This is a genomic window from Rahnella victoriana, from assembly GCF_021276285.1.
In the GTDB taxonomy this organism is placed as follows: Bacteria; Pseudomonadota; Gammaproteobacteria; order Enterobacterales; family Enterobacteriaceae; genus Rahnella; species Rahnella victoriana.
Genome location: NZ_CP089919.1, coordinates 699,875 through 717,784, shown reverse-complemented (window position 1 = coordinate 717,784; position 17,910 = coordinate 699,875). Strand labels below are relative to the sequence as shown.

13 protein-coding genes and 1 tRNA gene are annotated in these 17,910 nt (G+C 47.4%); 10 read left to right on the top strand and 4 right to left on the bottom strand.

Going from position 1 to position 17,910, the window contains the following annotated elements:
* Nucleotides 1–9 precede the first annotated feature (9 nt).
* From J9880_RS03495 to J9880_RS03470, 6 genes are all read left to right on the top strand, one after another.
* Entirely contained in the window at nucleotides 10–1,473 is a 1,464-nt protein-coding gene (locus J9880_RS03495) for a lipopolysaccharide biosynthesis protein (protein WP_232770079.1), read from the top strand.
* Nucleotides 1,474–1,481: 8 nt separating this feature from the next.
* Nucleotides 1,482–2,471: a glycosyltransferase family 2 protein gene (locus J9880_RS03490; RefSeq protein ID WP_232770078.1), complete on the top strand. Its 990-nt coding sequence runs from the start codon at nucleotides 1,482–1,484 to the stop codon at nucleotides 2,469–2,471.
* Nucleotides 2,472–2,589: 118 nt separating this feature from the next.
* Nucleotides 2,590–4,011, top strand: a complete 1,422-nt coding sequence (locus J9880_RS03485; RefSeq protein ID WP_119826930.1) for a mannose-1-phosphate guanylyltransferase/mannose-6-phosphate isomerase — start codon at nucleotides 2,590–2,592, stop codon at nucleotides 4,009–4,011.
* A gap of 14 nt (nucleotides 4,012–4,025) precedes the next feature.
* On the top strand, nucleotides 4,026–5,402 hold the full coding sequence (cpsG, locus tag J9880_RS03480; RefSeq protein ID WP_232770077.1) for a phosphomannomutase CpsG: 1,377 nt from the start codon (nucleotides 4,026–4,028) through the stop codon (nucleotides 5,400–5,402).
* A gap of 205 nt (nucleotides 5,403–5,607) precedes the next feature.
* Nucleotides 5,608–6,762, top strand: coding sequence for a glycosyltransferase family 4 protein (locus tag J9880_RS03475; protein WP_232770076.1), 1,155 nt, complete (start codon nucleotides 5,608–5,610; stop codon nucleotides 6,760–6,762).
* Between the two features lie 90 nt (nucleotides 6,763–6,852).
* On the top strand, nucleotides 6,853–7,947 hold the full coding sequence (locus J9880_RS03470) for a GDP-mannose 4,6-dehydratase (protein WP_232770075.1): 1,095 nt from the start codon (nucleotides 6,853–6,855) through the stop codon (nucleotides 7,945–7,947).
* 349 nt (nucleotides 7,948–8,296) lie between these two features.
* Here the strand turns inward: J9880_RS03470 and J9880_RS03465 are convergent.
* A tRNA-Phe gene (locus tag J9880_RS03465) sits at nucleotides 8,297–8,372 on the bottom strand.
* A 659-nt stretch (nucleotides 8,373–9,031) separates the two neighbouring features.
* On the opposite strand from J9880_RS03465, the gene speF reads away from it, so the two are divergent.
* The 4 genes from speF to J9880_RS03445 all read left to right on the top strand — a co-directional run bounded on the left by speF (nucleotide 9,032) and on the right by J9880_RS03445 (nucleotide 15,273).
* Nucleotides 9,032–11,194 (top strand): ornithine decarboxylase SpeF, encoded by a 2,163-nt coding sequence (speF, locus tag J9880_RS03460; RefSeq protein ID WP_095924774.1) that lies wholly within the window; start codon nucleotides 9,032–9,034, stop codon nucleotides 11,192–11,194.
* A 332-nt stretch (nucleotides 11,195–11,526) separates the two neighbouring features.
* On the top strand, nucleotides 11,527–12,666 hold the full coding sequence (locus tag J9880_RS03455) for a polysaccharide export protein (RefSeq protein WP_131694121.1): 1,140 nt from the start codon (nucleotides 11,527–11,529) through the stop codon (nucleotides 12,664–12,666).
* Nucleotides 12,667–12,677: 11 nt separating this feature from the next.
* Nucleotides 12,678–13,130, top strand: coding sequence for an arsenate reductase/protein-tyrosine-phosphatase family protein (locus J9880_RS03450; RefSeq protein ID WP_119826920.1), 453 nt, complete (start codon nucleotides 12,678–12,680; stop codon nucleotides 13,128–13,130).
* Nucleotides 13,120–15,273, top strand: a complete 2,154-nt coding sequence (locus J9880_RS03445) for a polysaccharide biosynthesis tyrosine autokinase (protein ID WP_232770074.1) — start codon at nucleotides 13,120–13,122, stop codon at nucleotides 15,271–15,273. The genes J9880_RS03450 and J9880_RS03445 overlap by 11 nt, the downstream gene beginning before the upstream one ends.
* 66 nt (nucleotides 15,274–15,339) lie before the next feature.
* Here J9880_RS03445 and mltC read toward each other — a convergent pair whose 3' ends face one another.
* The 3 genes from mltC to mutY form a co-directional block, all read right to left on the bottom strand.
* Nucleotides 15,340–16,419, bottom strand: a complete 1,080-nt coding sequence (gene mltC, locus J9880_RS03440) for a membrane-bound lytic murein transglycosylase MltC (protein ID WP_095924784.1) — start codon at nucleotides 16,417–16,419, stop codon at nucleotides 15,340–15,342.
* An 83-nt stretch (nucleotides 16,420–16,502) separates the two neighbouring features.
* On the bottom strand, nucleotides 16,503–16,775 hold the full coding sequence (locus J9880_RS03435; RefSeq protein ID WP_095924785.1) for an oxidative damage protection protein: 273 nt from the start codon (nucleotides 16,773–16,775) through the stop codon (nucleotides 16,503–16,505).
* 35 nt (nucleotides 16,776–16,810) lie between these two features.
* Nucleotides 16,811–17,887, bottom strand: coding sequence for an A/G-specific adenine glycosylase (gene mutY, locus J9880_RS03430; RefSeq protein WP_131694119.1), 1,077 nt, complete (start codon nucleotides 17,885–17,887; stop codon nucleotides 16,811–16,813).
* Nucleotides 17,888–17,910 lie beyond the last annotated feature (23 nt).

Sequence of the window (17,910 nt, the reverse complement as noted above, 5' to 3'; positions counted from 1 at the left end):
GATATAACCTTGAAATCTCAAGAAAATACCCGTAAGCCAACCATTCTTTCGGGTGCTATCTGGTCTATTCTCGATAATACTGCGTCTCAGGTCATCACCTTTGTGATATTTATTGTCCTGGCGAAAATATTAACGCCAGGTATTTATGGCATGTTGAGTGTTTCTTTATTGGTGACGCAGTTTTTCAGAAGTGTGATTTTTGACAGTATTGCGACGTCAATCGTGAGGAAAAAGTCGCCATCGGCAGTGGATTATAATTCTGCATTTTTTTTGTGTTTCTCATTATCGGTACCCGCCTTTCTGATTGTTTTTTTCGCCGCACCCTTTATTGAGGCGTATATGAATGTGCCGCAGCTGGCGAATGTGATACGCGGTACAGGCGTGATCATTGTTGTCAGCGGTCTGAGCCGGACGCATGAAGCCTGGCTGACACATAATATGATGTTTCGTCCTTTAGCGATACGGTCGATGACCTCGATTTCCATTGGTGGCATCGTCGGGGTGGTGCTGGCCTATAACGGCTTTGCCGTCGCCAGTCTGGTCGTGCAGCAGGTTGTCACCTCTTTGATTTCACTGGTGGCATTGTGGGTCGCCACCCCCTGGAAGCCAAAGATGAAGATATCCCGCGCGTCGCTGAAAGAATCGCTGGGATTTTCAAAGCATGTGGCCCTGAGCAATATCACGAACTTTGCCAATCAGAACAGTGATGTGTTCTTTATTACCTACTTTTTGGGCAGTGCGGCCGCAGGGATTTATTCCGCAGGGAAACGTATTGTGAACACCCTGAATCTCGTGCTGGCATCGGCTTTAATGCGTGTCTCACTCCCGGCATTCAGCCGTTATAAGAACGACATTAACGAGTTTGGTAAGAAGTATCTGCAGGCGACCTATCTCACTGTGTTAGTGACGGCCCCTGCTTTTGTCGGCCTGGCGACGCTGTCCCATGATATTACTTTCCTGCTGCTGGGCCATAAATGGATGAACTCTGTGCCGGTTATGCAAATTGTCAGCGCGGTCGGTTTTGTCACTTCGATCGGTTATTACAATCACTCGGTCATGTTTGCGCGGGATAAGCCGGAATGGCAGGCAAGGCTGACGCTGGTTTATGCCATAACAAACGTGGTGGCCTTCTACTTCTTCGTCAGGTTCGGGCTTATTGCGACAGCGCTTGTTTTCTCATTGCGAACCGTTCTGCTCTATCCCATTTCCGCCTGGTGCGCACTGACCTTATTAAATTTAACCTTCAGACAATATGTGAAAGAACTTATCACCCCGGTTATTTGTTCTGTCCTGATGTGTCTGATATTAATTCTCACGCAGCGGTACGCTATTTTGAGCGAAAACTGGTTAGGGTTGATTATCAAAATCGGCATCGGTGCGGTGGTTTATTTTGCATTAATATTTAGCTTCTCCTCCGTCAGTAAGAAGACAATGATCTTTTCTCTCGCAAGAAAAATTGTTCAACGAGGATAAATGACGTCATGGATAAAAATGCACCGTTGGTCAGTATATTAATCCCGGTTTACAACTCAGAGAAATTTGTCAGAAAAGCACTTCAGTCCGTGGCCAGCCAGACTTATTCCCCTGTGGAAATTGTGATAGTCGATGACTGTTCGCAGGATGCATCGCGGCAAATCATTACCGATTTTTTCGAAGAGTATACTGATATTCAACACCGGGTTATTCATAATAAAACCAATCAGGGTGTCTCTTATGGCAGAAATACTCTGGTGGATAACGCCTCAGGGGAATTCATCTGCTTTTTAGATTCTGATGATTATCTCGAACCCGACTTTGTCAGTTACCTGGTCGGGGTGCTGACAAAAAATAATACCACCATGGGACAATGTTTATATTTCTCTGAAGATCCATCGGGTCAGCCTTCCGGCAAAACGAATGATTTCTCCTCCGCTGCGGTTTTACAGGGAAAGACGGCGGTCTTCTCCATGCTGGAAGGTGAGGTGACGGGTTATCTGTGGCACAAGATTTTCCGGCGTGATTTGTTTGAGGGCATCAGATTTGATACCTCGCTGACGGTTTTTGAAGATTATGAAGTGATCATGAAGATGTTTGTTAACGGCGCAAGTATTGCGTTTGGTCATGAGCGTAAGTATCACTATATTCAGCATGTTTCGTCATTAACCAAACAGTCTTACCTCAAAATATTAAACCGGCTGGATTATCTGAACAGAACCCGGGCACTGGTTGCGCCGCTGATGATTTCCGACGCGGATAAAGCAAAGTGGGCCAGACACAGTTATAGCGTGATTTTAATGGTGTTTGTAAATGCCGTGAGATATGGCGCACCGGTCAGGGATGTCATGAAAATCCGCGATGCGGTGGATCTTGCCTATATGTTTAAATTATCCAAAACGGTAAGCATTAAAAAACTGTCTGCGATTTCACTAGTAAAAATCTCTCCTTCCTTTCTTTATTATATGCTCAAGGTTTTTTATAAGATCAAGGCGTAGTCGATGTGATGATTATTATGTATGACTGAGTTGTGTATTTATTATTCCTCTGCTTGCCGGATTTTATAATCTGGCAGCCTTCTCTCTTTCAACTCTGTTAAATATTGAGACGAAAACTATGATTCTTCCAGTAATTATGGCTGGTGGCACTGGCAGTCGTCTGTGGCCAATGTCACGCGAACTCTATCCGAAACAATTCCTTCGCCTTCATGGTGAGCAATCTATGTTGCAGGAAACCGTAGACAGGTTAAAAGGTTTCGAAGCAGCTGAACCCTTGGTTATTTGCAATGAAGAACACCGGTTCCTTGTTGCAGAACAGCTAAGGCAAGTTAATCAGCTTTCAAATAATATTATACTTGAACCCTTTGGTCGTAATACCGCACCCGCTATTACGCTTGCCGCATTGAGTGCTGTTAATGAGGGCGAGGATCCTTTATTGCTCGTACTTGCTGCCGACCATGTTATCGAAGATAAAGCAGCCTTTCACCTGGCCGTCAAAAATGCTGTTCCTTATGCTGAACACGGAAAATTGGTCACTTTTGGTATTGTGCCCACCGGTCCTGAAACGGGTTATGGATATATTCAACGCGGTATGGAGTTGAGCAGTAATTACGATCCGGTATTTCAGGTTCAGCGGTTTGTTGAAAAGCCTGATCTTCAGACTGCTCTGCAATATCTTGAAACTGGGGACTACTACTGGAACAGTGGTATGTTTTTATTCAGTGCCAGACGTTTTCTGGAAGAGATGGGAAAATACCGGCCAGATATTCTTGAGGCCTGTCGTTCTGCAATTCAGACTTCTCATTCCGATGAGAGTCAGGATTTTATTCGAGTTGATGAAGAAGCCTTTCGACTATGTCCCGATGAGTCTGTTGATTATGCGGTTATGGAGAAAACAACAGATGCGATTGTTGTCCCTTTAGATGCAGGCTGGAATGATGTCGGGTCATGGTCTGCATTATGGGAAGTTAATAATAAAAACACCGAAGGCAATGCTGTTTCTGGAGACGTGTTTACACATAATGCAACTAATTGCTATATCAATACTGATGAGAAATTAGTGGCTGCAATTGGTGTAGATAACCTGGTTATTGTCAACACCAAGGATGCTGTTTTAATTATTGATAAATCACAAGTACAGGATGTCAAAAAAGTTGTTGAGTTTTTAAAAATGAGTCAACGACGGGAATATAGGCTACATCGTGAGTCTTATCGCCCCTGGGGACGGAATGATAATGTTGTGAATTCAGCACGTTATCATATTAACCGTATAACGGTTAAACCCGGAGGTCAGTTTTCCTTACAAATGCATCATCATCGCTCCGAACATTGGTTAATTTTGTCCGGCACGGCAAGGATTATTTTAGAAGATAAAAATTATCTACTTACCGAGAATCAATCGGCCTTTATCCCTATTGGTGCTCAGCATATGTTAGAGAACCCGGGGAAAATTCCACTGGAACTTCTGGAAATTCAATCAGGTTCTTATCTGGAAGATGACGATATTATCCGTATAAAAGACCAATATGGTCGCTGTTAATTTGGGGATGAAATATGTCAGGTACATTAACGTGTTTTAAAGCTTACGATATCCGCGGTGAATTAGACGTCGAATTAAATGAAGAAATTGCTTACCGGATCGGCCGCGCATATGGCGAATATCTGAAGCCAAAAAAAATGGTATTAGGCGGCGATGTTCGTCTGACCAGTGAGGCATTAAAACTCGCACTGGCAAGGGGATTGCAGGATGCCGGAACCGATGTTGTTGATATCGGTGTGACAGGCACGGAAGAAATCTATTTTGCCACCTCGTATTTGTGCCTGGATGGCGGCATTGAAGTCACGGCCAGTCATAATCCGATGAATTATAACGGCATGAAGCTGGTACGTGAGGATTCTAAACCGATCAGCGGTGACACAGGGTTGAGGGATATACAGGCACTGGCGGAAGCCAATACCTTCTCACCGGTTGACCAGGCGCGGCGCGGAAGTTATGAGAAAGCCACGGTGCTGGATGCTTATGTGGATAAGCTTTTGAGTTACGTGAATTTAGACAATTTTACCCGTCCGCTCAAACTGGTGGTTAACTCCGGTAACGGTGCCGCAGGCCATGTCATCGATGCAATAGAGCAACGTTTTAAACAAGCCGGTGCGCCGGTTGAATTTATCAAAGTCCATCATCAGCCTGATGGCACTTTCCCGAACGGTATTCCTAATCCGTTGCTACCTGAATGCCGCCAGGATACAACGGACGCGATCATTAAACATAACGCGGATATGGGAATCGCCTTTGACGGTGATTTTGACCGATGTTTCCTGTTTGATGATGCGGGCCATTTTATCGAGGGTTACTACATTGTCGGATTGCTTGCGGACGCCTTCCTTGAAAAATATCCGAGTTCCCGAATCATTCATGATCCGCGTTTAAGCTGGAACACCATTGATATTGTCACCGGCGCGGGTGGCGTGCCTGTGATGTCAAAAACCGGGCATGCTTTTATTAAAGAGCGTATGCGTCAGGAAGATGCCGTGTATGGCGGGGAAATGAGCGCCCATCACTATTTCCGCGATTTTTACTACTGTGACAGCGGTATGATCCCGTGGTTATTAGTTACTGAGTTGCTTCATGTTAAAGGGAAGTCCCTTCGACAACTGATTAATGACAGAATAATGGCCTATCCTGCCTCCGGAGAAATTAACAGTTTCCTGCAACAGCCCCACGAATCGATCGCCCGGGTGCTCGCCATGTATGAGGGGCAGGCAGTTAAAATTGATCATACTGATGGCATTAGTCTGGAATTTGATGAGTGGCGTTTCAATCTGCGCAGCTCAAATACAGAGCCGGTTGTTCGCCTTAATGTTGAATCAAGGGCTAATGCAAAACTGATGCAAGAGCAAACAAGAAAAATCCTCTCTATTTTACGTGATTAATTCATTTAATCAATTTATGTCAAAATCCTGGGTTATTTGACTTGATGGATATTACACATTGAGTCTGTGGGGTTATTCATAATGGTTAATTATTTAATCTGATACTTAATGAGTTTAGAGGTTGTATGAGATAGGAGTAGAGATATTGATTTTGGCTAATTCGATCATCAAAACTATCTCATAACTAAATTAATGAGGTTTAATTATGTCACATAGTGCGAGTGTAGGGATTGTTGCTGATTGGCTGGTGACATTTGCAGGGTCAGAAAAAGTTATTGCAGAGTTCATTAAAATATATCCTGATTCAGAAATTTACTCCGTCGTGGATTTTCTTTCTGATGAATCCAGGGAACTTTTTTTAGGAAAGAGCTCAACAACTTCATTCATTCAACGTTTACCCTTTGCCAAGACAAAGTATCAGCAATATTTACCGCTGATGCCATTGGCGATCGAAAAGCTAGATGTGACAAAACATGACATTATTTTGTCTAGCAGTCATGCAGTTGCAAAAGGAGTGTTAACCGGACCTGATCAGTTGCATATTAGTTATGTCCATTCTCCTATCCGTTATGCATGGGATTTCCAACATCAGTACCTTCGCGAAGCTGGTTTAGATAAAGGCATGAAAGGGCGCCTTGCTCGCTGGTTTTTGCATAAAATAAGAATTTGGGATAGCCGGACATCTAACGGAGTCGATCATTTTATTGCGAATTCGCATTTCATCGGCAGAAGAATTAAAAAAGCGTACGGGCGTGATGCCGATGTAATATATCCACCAGTGGAAGTTGAAAAGTTTACGTTATGTGAAAATAAGGAGGATTTTTATCTTACAGCCTCTCGCATGGTGCCCTACAAACGGATTGATTTAATTGTTGAAGCTTTTAGCCAGATGCCAGATAAAAAACTTGTTGTAATAGGTGATGGTTCAGAAATGGGGAAGATCAAATCCAGGGCGGGGAAAAATATCGAGATCTTAGGCTATCAGTCGGATGAAGTTATGCAAGATTATATGCGGCGGGCCAAAGCATTTGTTTTTGCCGCTGAAGAGGATTTTGGTATAACGCCTGTTGAGGCTCAGGCATGTGGTACACCGGTGATTGCTTTCGGGAAAGGTGGTGCTCTGGAAACCATACGACCTTATGGAGAGAATAAGGCGACGGGTATATTCTTTTTGAAGCAAACAACGGAATCCCTGATACAGGCTATTCGTCAGTTCGATCTTGTACATGAGAGTATCCTGCCTAATGACTGTCGTGCTAATGCAATGAGATTCTCGGCAGAGCGTTTTCATAATGAGTTAGATGCCTATGTTGAATCTAAATGGCAAGAATTTAAGGAAAGAAAGAAAGTCATCTATTAGCAAACTTTATTCATTATTTTCTTAATTTAGTCGGGTGTTCATAATTCATTCATGCGGATGTGATTTTTAAATTGTCACCAATGGGGATATATGTCTAAAGTCGCGCTCATTACCAATATAACGGGACAGGACGGGTCTTATCTGACTGAGCTTTTACTCAAAAAAGGCTATACAGTCCATGGCATTCATCTGCACTGTTCCTTAGCAACACCGGGATCGGCGACGGTTGCCGGTCAGGGTATTCACGATCATCATCCGGATCTTCACATCCATTATTTTGAGCGGGTTGATGCTTCCTGCCTCGGCGAACTGTTAGCCCGAATCCGTCCCGATGAAATTTATAATCTGGATGCAACAACGCATTCTGCTGCGGATCCTGACGCTTCTCAATACGCCAATCCTGTGCCGGGCATCAGTGCGCTGAGAATGCTGGAAGCCATACGCCGGGAAGGGCTGGAGCATCACACCCGCTACTATCATGCGTCATCGGCTGAGCTGTGTGGGCTGGTGCAGGGGATGGCGATCAATGAAATGGTGACGTTCAATCTGCCTTCTTCGGATGCTGTTGCGCGGATCAGTGATTTCTGGACGGCGGTGAATTATCGCGAAACCTTCGGGATGTATGCCTGCAACGGCATTCTGTTTAATCATGAGTCGCCGCGTCGCAGCGAAAACTTTGTGACGCGCAAAATTACCCGTGGCTTAGCCAATATCACGCAGGGGCTGGAGGGATGCCTGTATCTGGGCAATCTCAATGCGCTGCGCGACTGGGGACATGCGCGGGATTACGTCAAAATGCAGTGGCTGATGTTGCAGCAGGATAAACCTGAGGACTTCGTGATCGCGACGGGCGTGCAGTTTACGGTCCGTCAGTTTGTGACCTTTGCGGCGCTCGAGCTTGGGATCAAGCTGCGGTTTGTCGGTAAGGGAGTGGAGGAAAAAGGGGTGATTGCCGCGATTATCAGCCCGGTCGCAGCGGCGTTAAAAGTCGGAGACGTGATTGTCGCCGTGGATCCCCGTTATATGCGTCCGGCCGAAGTCGGGCAGGTGCCGGTCAATCCGGCCAAGGCGCGTCGCAAGCTTGGCTGGTTGCCGGAAACCTCATTACAGGATCTGGTGATCGAGATGGTTCAGGCCGATCTGGCTTCTGCCAGACAGACTGCAAGATTGAAACTGTACGGATAAATTCAGACCACTGCTCGCTGACGGATGCCAAAAGGCCGAAGAATGTTTAACGTTCTTCGGCCTTTTTTTGCTCTCAGCTTGAGGCAGAAAGCAAAGAAACCAGCCGTTAAGCTGGTTTCTTTAAATCGCGTACCCGGACCCGGACTAACGCAGAAAGCAAAAAACCCGCCATAGGCGGGTTTCTCTAAATATGGTGCCCGGACTCGGACTAACGCCGCAGGCGTTTGAACAACGGCTATGCCGTTGGCCCGCAGGGCGAGCCTGTTAAGGCGAGTCATCGAACGACGTTCGATGGAGAGTCCGTAGCGCAGAAAGCAAAAAACCCGCCATAGGCGGGTTTCTCTAAATATGGTGCCCGGACTCGGAATCGAACCAAGGACACAGGGATTTTCAATCCCTTGCTCTACCGACTGAGCTATCCGGGCAACGGGGCGCATTAAACCGTATTGGGCCTGTGCCGTCAACGGCTTTTTGTGACAACAGCGGGGTTCGTCACCCGACTGATGCTTTTTGCGACGATTTGTTGATTTAACTTACGTAAGCGCCAGCGCAGCGCCGGATTATGTCGCCAAAGGCAGGAAATTCCGGCGCTGGCGGATGCCGCATTATGTCAGAAATTCCCGTCCTGTGCAGGGTTGAACAGGGGGGTAAAAGATGCCATTATTGCGCCGATTTATTACACAACTCTGATCCCGTTTTCACGCGACAGCTCAAGAGGGTTGCGGCATGGCTGGTTTATCACATCGCGCTGTTGTTCAGTGCAAAAACAATCTGATGATGATCTCCGGGTGCTGTAAACACCACGATTTCAGTTTTCCTCCTTTTGCAGTTCCTTTCATGCGGTAAGGCTATCGTTTGCCCGCTGACAGGCATTATTAAAAACAGAGAGGCACAAACAGAGCGGTTCTCTGATTTTACTGTTGTCTGCCAGACGTGGCTGAGCCGCGCCGTTATTGTCGATCGCGCGCTCAGCCAACGTCATTTGCCGGGCTGGACTCTGCGCACACTGCCTTTCATGACGTAAGAACCAGCTCATTGCCGTGCCTCCTGGCACACCCTCTTACTTAACCGTTTGAGAGTCTGAATGAAACACTTAAAACTAGCAGCTAGCATCTCTGTCGCGCCTTATCTCCAGACCTCGCGTCTGGTCGTTGACCTGCGCCGTGCGGATTACGCCGATGTGGCGGCCATCATTATTTCTGTCGGCGATCTGAATCACGGCAGACTGGCGGAGATCGAAACGCTGGGATTTGGCATTCCTGCGTTTGTCGCTGTGCAGGGAACCGAGCAGGTTTCGCCTGAGTTTTTACCGTCGCTGAAAGGCGTGATCACCTTGTCGGATGCCAATCAGGCATTCTATGCCGCGCAGATTGAGTCTGCCGCGCAGGGTTATGAGGAAGCGTTGTTCCCGCCGTTTTTCGATACGCTGAAAAAGTATGTCGAGATGGAAAACGCCACATTTGCCTGCCCGGGGCATCAGGGCGGTGAGTTTTTCCGCCGCCATCCGGCCGGACGCCAGTTTTATGATTTCTACGGCCCGAACATTTTCCGTTCCGACATGTGTAATGCCGACGTCAAACTGGGCGATTTACTGATCCACGAAGGCTCGGCGAAAGATGCACAAAAATATGCCGCCAAAGTCTTTAGCGCCGACAAAACCTATTTCGTGCTCAACGGCACCTCTGCGGCCAATAAAGTCGTGACCAATGCGCTGCTGACCCGCGACGATCTGGTGTTGTTCGACCGCAACAATCATAAATCTAACCACCACGGTGCGTTATTGCAGGCGGGCGCCACGCCGGTGTATCTCGAAACGGCACGCAACCCGTTTGGTTTTATCGGCGGCATAGACGCGGCCTGCTTTGACGAAGCGTATCTGCGTCAGCAAATCCGGGAAGTGGCCCCACAGCGTGCAGAGGAGAAACGCCCGTTCCGTCTGGCCATTATTCAGCTCGGCACTTATGACGGCACCGTGTACAACGCCCGTCAGGTGGTCGATAAAATCGGTCATTTGTGCGATTACATCCTGTTTGACTCCGCATGGGTCGGCTATGAGCAATTCATCCCAATGATGAAAGAATGCTCACCGTTGCTGCTGGAGCTGAATGAAAACGATCCGGGCATTATTGTCACTCAGTCGGTACACAAGCAGCAGGCCGGGTTCTCCCAGACCTCGCAAATCCACAAAAAAGACAATCATATCAAGGGACAAAAGCGCCATTGCAGCCATAAAAAGCTCAACAATGCCTTTATGATGCACGCCTCGACCAGCCCGTTTTACCCGCTGTTTGCCGCGCTGGACGTCAATGCGCGTATCCATGCCGGTGGCAGCGGAAAACATATGTGGATGGAATGCGTGAAGCTGGGTATCGAGACCCGCAAAATGCTGCTCGATCAATGTTCGATGATTTTGCCGTTCGTGCCGCCGGTGGTGGCCGGTAAACGCTGGCAGGATCATGAGACGAATGAGATGGCCAACGATGTCCGTTTCTTCGACTTTGTGCCGGGTGAACGCTGGCATGCCTTTGAGGGATATGCGGAAAAACAGTATTTCGTCGATCCGTGCAAGCTGTTGCTGACCACGCCGGGTATTGATGCTTCCAGCGGTCAATACACGCAGTTCGGCATTCCAGCGACTATTCTGGCGAACTATCTGCGTGAAAACGGCATCGTGCCGGAGAAATGCGATCTCAACTCTATCCTGTTCCTGCTGACCCCGGCAGAAACGCCTGCCAAGATGCAACTCCTGGTGGAAGAACTGGTGCGCTTTGAGCAATACATCGAAGAAGATGCGCCGCTCAGCGAAGTGCTGCCGACGGTGTATCGCAAAAACGAAGATCGTTACCGCAACTACACCATCCGTCAGTTATGTCAGGAAATGCATAATCTGTACGTCAGTTTTGACGTCAAAGAGCTGCAAAAAGAGATGTTCCGCGAGAAGAGTTTCCCGCAGGTGGTGATGAATGCCCAGGATGCGCACAACGAATTTATCCGCGATAACATCGAACTGATCGCCATTGCAGATGCAGAGGGCAGGATCGCCGCAGAAGGCGCGCTGCCGTATCCGCCGGGCGTGTTGTGTGTCGTGCCGGGAGAATTATGGGGCGGGGCAGTACAGCGTTACTTTATGGCGCTGGAGGAAGGGATCAACCTGCTGCCGGGCTTCTCGCCTGAATTGCAGGGTGTGTATATTGAGAAAAAACCGGTCGGCTGGAAGCGCGTGATGGGGTATGTCGTGGCGCAGTAGTTTTTTGGCGTAAGTAAATACGAATAATTAAATAAGGCGGGGCTATAAACCCTGCCTTATTTATTTATAGGGATATATATGAATTTTAAATCTGTTGCAGGAATGAGGTGTTAATAAATTGGGTCTGGAGTGATGCTATTAATCTGAATGGTATTTTAAGCTGAGTTAATCAATTCGTTTTTTATATGCTTCGCGCGCTATTTGTTATATCCATCACAGTGTTTTATTTTTCCGTGAAACTTAGCGTTCTGTTTTGTTTCCTTATGTTGCTTTTTACTTTCTGTTCCTATAAATTGCCAAACTAACCACTTCGAATAAAACAATGGAAATCCATGCATAAGGATGTCTCAGTTAAGATCGCAATGATCTTATTAACTGCTACCGTAGCGTTGAGCGGTTGCACCCTTTCTCCGGGAATAAGTTTAAAAACATCAAATAAAAATACCATTAAAGAAAAAGGTATTCCTTTTGATATTAACTCTGCTGTTGATATATATCCTATAACACCGAAACTTGTCGAAACGCTGGCTTACCGGCCGGTTGTTGCAACAGTAAATAATGAACTGGATCAACATATCAGAAATTACCAATACCAGATCGGTGTTGGAGATATATTGACCATTACGGTCTGGGACCATCCCGAACTGACTACACCCGCTGGCCAGTATCGAAGCGCCGGAGAATCAGGGAGTTGGGTGAATGCGGATGGTTCAATATTCTATCCCTACATTGGCATGGTAAAAGTGGCAGGCAAGACGACAGCGCAAATTCGTAGCGACATTGCCGGCAGGCTTGCACAGTTCATCCAGTCGCCTCAGGTTGATGTCAATGTTGCTGCGTTCCGCTCGCAGAAGGTCTATGTCACCGGCGAAGTCGTTAAATCCGGCCAATTGCCTGTGACAAATGTCCCGATGACCGTGATGGATGCCGTCAATCTGGCAGGGGGATTAGCTGAAAAAGCAGACTGGAATAATGTTGTCCTGTCCCATGCTGGCGGGAAAGAGCAGATTTCCTTGCAGGCATTAATGAAAAACGGCGACATGCGCCAGAACCGCCTGCTTAATGACGGCGATATTTTGTACATCCCGCGAAATGACGAGCTGAAAATTTTCGTCATGGGCGAAGTGAAGAAGCCCACCACGTTGCGTATGGATCGCAGTGGCATGACCCTGACCGAAGCGCTGTCTAACGCCGAAGGTGTCGATCAGCTCACATCGGATGCGACGGGTATCTTTGTCATACGGACATTGAAAAACAGCGATAAAAATAAGATCGCCAATATCTACCAGTTAAATGCCAGCGATGCGACAGCCCTGGTATTGGGCACCGAATTCCAGCTTCGGCCTTACGATATTGTTTATGTGACGACAGCACCCCTCACAAAATGGAACCGCGTGATAGGCCAGTTATTGCCGACTATTACAGGTGTCCATGATATGACGGAAACTGCTCATTATTTTCGTAACTGGTAATAAAGGTGACTATGTTTAATTCCGTATTAATTGTCTGTATCGGAAATGTATGTCGCTCGCCTATTGCCGAGGCCATGCTTCAGCAATTACTTCCTGCCAAAGCAATACACTCCGCAGGTATTTCCGCGCTGGCCGGTGACGGTGCTGATGCGATGGCGAGCCGCATTTCTGAACAACATGGTTTTTCGTTGCAAAACCATAAAGCACGGCAATTAACCCGTGAGATGTGCCATGATTCTGATCTGATTCTTATTATGGAAAAGGCACATATCTCATCGGTCAGTTATTTTTTGCCAGAAGTCAGAGGCAAAACCATGTTATTAGGCTACTGGAACCAGAAAATAGACATTCCCGATCCTTATGGTAAAAGCGCTGTCGCATTTGAATATGCGTTCTCTCTTATAAAAGAATCTGTTATCGGCTGGAAGTCTGTTTTAGAACGTCAGGTGAAACATGATTGGTAAATCCGAAAGTAAATCTGGAAAACAAAACGCGTGCGATGAACTTGATTTACGAAAGATAGTGGGCTTTCTTATCGACAGGATCCGCACCATTGTGATGGTGACAGCTGCGTTTTCTTTCACTGGCCTGCTTTATGCTTTTCTCTCTACCCCCGTATATCATGCGGATGCTTTGGTTCAGGTCGAACCGGCGAACGGCAACAGCGTGATGCGCACGCTTTCTGAGTTGTTGCCCGCTGAAACGCCTGTGTCCGCGAGAGAAATCCAGTTAATCACATCGAGAACGTTGATTGGAAAAACTGTCGCCCAGCTGAATTTAGACACCCAAATTGGGTTCAACGGTTTCCCCTTTCTGGGGAATAAGTTACATCGTTTAATGTCAGCCGAAGTGCCGAAATTGCAGGTAGAAAGATTCGAGACAACGGACCGCGTGACCGGGGAAATCTACACGCTTGAAAACTTAGGTCGTAATCAATACCGCCTGACCACCCCTTCGGGCGCCGTTGCGCAAGGCAATGTCGGGGAACGTCTTACGACACCGGAATTGACTCTGCAAGTGACTCAGTTGCGATCATCGGCAGGGGATACATTCTCATTACAAAAACGGGATGTCAGTGAAGTTATCGGTGAATTGCAGAAACGCATTCAGATCCGGGATCAGGGAAAAGATACCGGCCTGCTGACCATCAATATTACCGGTTCTGACCCCGAGCAAATCAAAAATATTGTTCAAAAAGTTAGCGAAAACTATGCTGAACAGAGCATTCAAAGAAAATCAGAACAAGCAGAGAAAAGTTTAGGTTTTTTAAAAACTCAACTTCCCGTGGTCAGAGAGAAACTTGATAAGGCGGAAACAAAACTCAATTTATACCGAAGCATGAATAATTCTGTTGACCTGACGCTGGAAGCCAAGTCAATGCTTGAGAATATGGTGCAACTTGACGGACAAATTAATCAGCTCATATTAAAAGAAACTGAAGTCTCTAAACTGTATACAAAACAACATCCGGCCTATTCTGCGTTGCGGGAGAAAATACAGGTTCTGGAAAATGATAAAAATGCGCTGGCAAAAAAAGTGGATAAATTACCGCTGACGCAACAGGAAATACTCCGGCTCACCCGCGATGTCCAGTCAGGACAAATTGTCTATATGCAACTTATGGACAAAGAGCAGGAACTTAATATCAGTAAGGCAAGCACCATCGGCACCGTACATATCATTGATCCTGCCACTACCGCCCGTAAGCCGGTCAATCCTGGTAAATTTCTCATTATTCTCGTTTTCACATTTTTGGGTGCTGTTTCATCAGTGATATTTATACTGGCTAAAACTGCGCTGATACGCGGGGTAAATTCAGCAGAAATGCTTGAGGATATCGGATTAAATGTTTTTTCCAGCGTGCCTGTTTCGTTATGGCAACATAAAAAGCATCATACAGGGACAAAATCATCGCCGACAGGAGGATTACTTGCGCTGGAAAATCCGGCGGATTGCGCGATAGAAGCATTAAGGAACCTGCGGACATCGTTACATTTTACGATGCTCGAAGCCGGCTCCAAGGTATTGATGATTTCCGGTGCCAGCCCCGATGTGGGTAAAACATTTATCAGCTCCAATCTGGCGGCAGTGATAACCCAGGTTGGCAAAAAGGTATTATATATTGATGCGGATATGCGAAGAGGTTATTCACATATCTTATTCAATAAAATGAATGAGTTCGGATTGTCCGATATTCTCGCCGGAACCGTGGAGTTTTCCTCCGCAATACACAATACGGCCGTCGAAGGTCTCGATATTATCACGCGTGGGAAAATCCCACGGAATCCTTCTGAGCTTTTACTCCGAGAAGAATGCGCCGGACTTTTAGAATGGGCATCCAAAAAATATGATGTCATTATTCTGGATGTGCCGCCTATCCTTGCGGTGACGGATGCCGCCATTATAGGGAAATATGCCGGTGTCTCACTGCTTGTGGCTAAGTTTGAGATGAGCACGGTCAGGGAAATGGAGTCCAGTATTCAGATATTCGCACGGCATAATATCAGTGTCAGCGGCGTGATTTTAAACTCCGTCATCAACAGGACATCAAATTATTATAATTATGGCAAGTACGCGTATTATAAGTATGAGTCAGCAAGTCACTAACTGATTATGCAATAAAAACGGAGGCCCGAAAGCCTCCGTTTTTTATGCTGCTGACCTCGCCAAAGGCTAGTCCACGCGGCGATAGCTACGCTGCGTGTTGTTCACCTTATACAGGTAGCGACGCGATTCTGCGGACGGGTGTTTGGTTGTCAGCGTGGTATACACATCGCCCGGCGCCATGTTGTTGATGATGTTAAACGCCTGCGTTTTATTGCCGGAGAATACGCGCAACACGCTGCCCGCGCCGCCGTTATAGGCGGTAATGACGGCATAACGACGCGATGTCGGGTTGCTGATATTTCCCAGATAGACGTTTTGCAGCATCGCCAGATAGGCGGTACCGGTATTGATATTATTCTGCGGATCAAACAGATAGCTGCGGCTTGGTTTGCCCCATTTCCCTTCAGATTTGAAGACGTCTGCCCCGGCGGAATGCTGCACGACCTGCATCAGTCCCAGGGCATCGGCGTTACTCACCGCATACGGGTTAAAGGCCGATTCCGTTTGCATGATCGCCAGGATCAGCGACTGATCGACGCCATATTTAGCAGACGCTTCACGGATCATTGGCAGGTATTTATGCGCACGCTGATTCAGGTGGTTTGGCACCATCTGGATGGTGACGGAATAAATCACATGCAGACCGGACTGGCGGCGCATCAGCTTATTCTGGATCAGATAATCCGCAAAGCTGGCGGCGCGGCCTTCCCAGCGGATCGGCTGTCCGGTGTTATCAAGAACCTGACCATATAACATCGGCTCGCGGCTGATCTGAATATCATTGGCGTCCGAATAGAGGTCAACGTTGCCCGGATCATCGCCGACCAGCAAGGTACTGATGATCGCCTGACGCAGGCTGGCGGCCGGATCGGTACCGGAAATCGTTTCAAGGGTGATGGTACCCGCATCAAAGTTGATGTGGCTGCGGGTGTAATATTGATCGCTGTATTTCACATAGTCTTTCGGACCGGCGATCAGCACTTCATTCATGCCCCAGATGTTTTCGATGTTATGGGCGAACTGCCCCATCAAAATATCGAACCCATTGGTGTCTTTAACATAAGCTTCGTTGAACTGGTCTTTCTTGCTGCCGGAGCAGGAGATCAACATCGGTGCGATAACCAGCAAAGCTAAAATTTTCTTCATCTTGAAACCATTTCTGGTGAAAGAAGCAGATCCCCGAAAAAATCTGCCTAAGCTATTAATGATAAAGCTTTATTGAGTCAGCGTTATTGGGATGGCGGGGTATAGCCTTCGATATGCACATCCTGGCCTTCAAACAGAAAATTCACCATTTCCTGCTCCAGCAATTTGCGGTCATCCGGGTTCATCATGCTGAGTTTCTTTTCGTTGATCAGCATGGTTTGTTTAGCCATCCATTGTGACCAGGCTTCTTTCGAGATTTCGTTGAAAATGCGTTTACCAATCTCGCCAGGGTAAAGCTGGAAATCCTGCCCTTCGGCGTCGCGCTTAAGAAAAGTGCAAAAAATCGTTCTGCTCATACTGATTCCTTATCGATCATTCTTTTGGGGCGGTTTTATTTGCCCGGTGCCTGTTTTGCTAACTGCATCAGCAGGCGTTCTACCGGCGCGGCCAGCCCGACGGATTGTGGTTGCGCTAAGTTATACCAGAGACCCGCACCTTCATCCATGCAACCCGCCGTTGTTCGCAGATTTAACCACATCGGGACGATATCCAGATGGAAATGGCTGAAAGTGTGACGAAAAGCGGTCTGCTGCTGCAACGCATTTTGCGTAACACCGTATTTTTGCAGCCCGAGCGACAGCTCTTCCTCGGTGGTGTATTGCGGGAAGCAGAACAATCCGCCCCACAAACCGACCGGTGGACGCTGCTCCAGCCAGACTTTATCTTCCTGCTGGATCATCAGCATAAAGGCGGTTTTTTCCGGCAGGGTTTTCTTCGGTTTTTTGCCGGGGTATTTTGCCCAGCTATGCTGTGCGTAAGCTTCACAGCCGGATTTTACCGGGCACAGTTCGCATTTGGGTTTGCTGCGCGTACAGACCATCGCGCCCAGATCCATCATCGCCTGATTAAACTGTGCCACGCCTTCTGCGGGCGTCACCTCTTCGCTGATGGCCCACAGCCTGTTTTCAGTTTTCTTCTCACCCGGCCAGCCATCAACGGCATAACAGCGGGCCAGCACGCGTTTCACATTGCCGTCTAAAATAGGGTAGTGCTGATTGAGTGCCAGCGACAAAACCGCACCCGCCGTCGAACGGCCAATGCCCGGCAGGGCGAGGATCTGATCAAAGGTGGTCGGAAACACGCCGCCGTGCTCGCTGGCAATCACCTGCGCCGCTTTATGCAGATTGCGCGCGCGGGCGTAATAGCCGAGGCCGGTCCACAGATGAAGAACTTCATCGAGCGGAGCCGCCGCGAGGTCGGACACCGTCGGGAAGCGTTGCATAAAACGTTCAAAATACGGGATAACAGTCGCTACCTGCGTTTGCTGCAACATCACTTCCGAAAGCCAGACTTTATAAGGTGTTTTCGCGATTTGCCACGGCAGTGTTTTACGGCCATAGCGTTGATACCAGTCGAGTACCAGCGGTGAAAAACGTTTTGCTTCCATAAAACCAGGGGCTTCCAACATGGGTAAATGACAGTCCGGCAGGG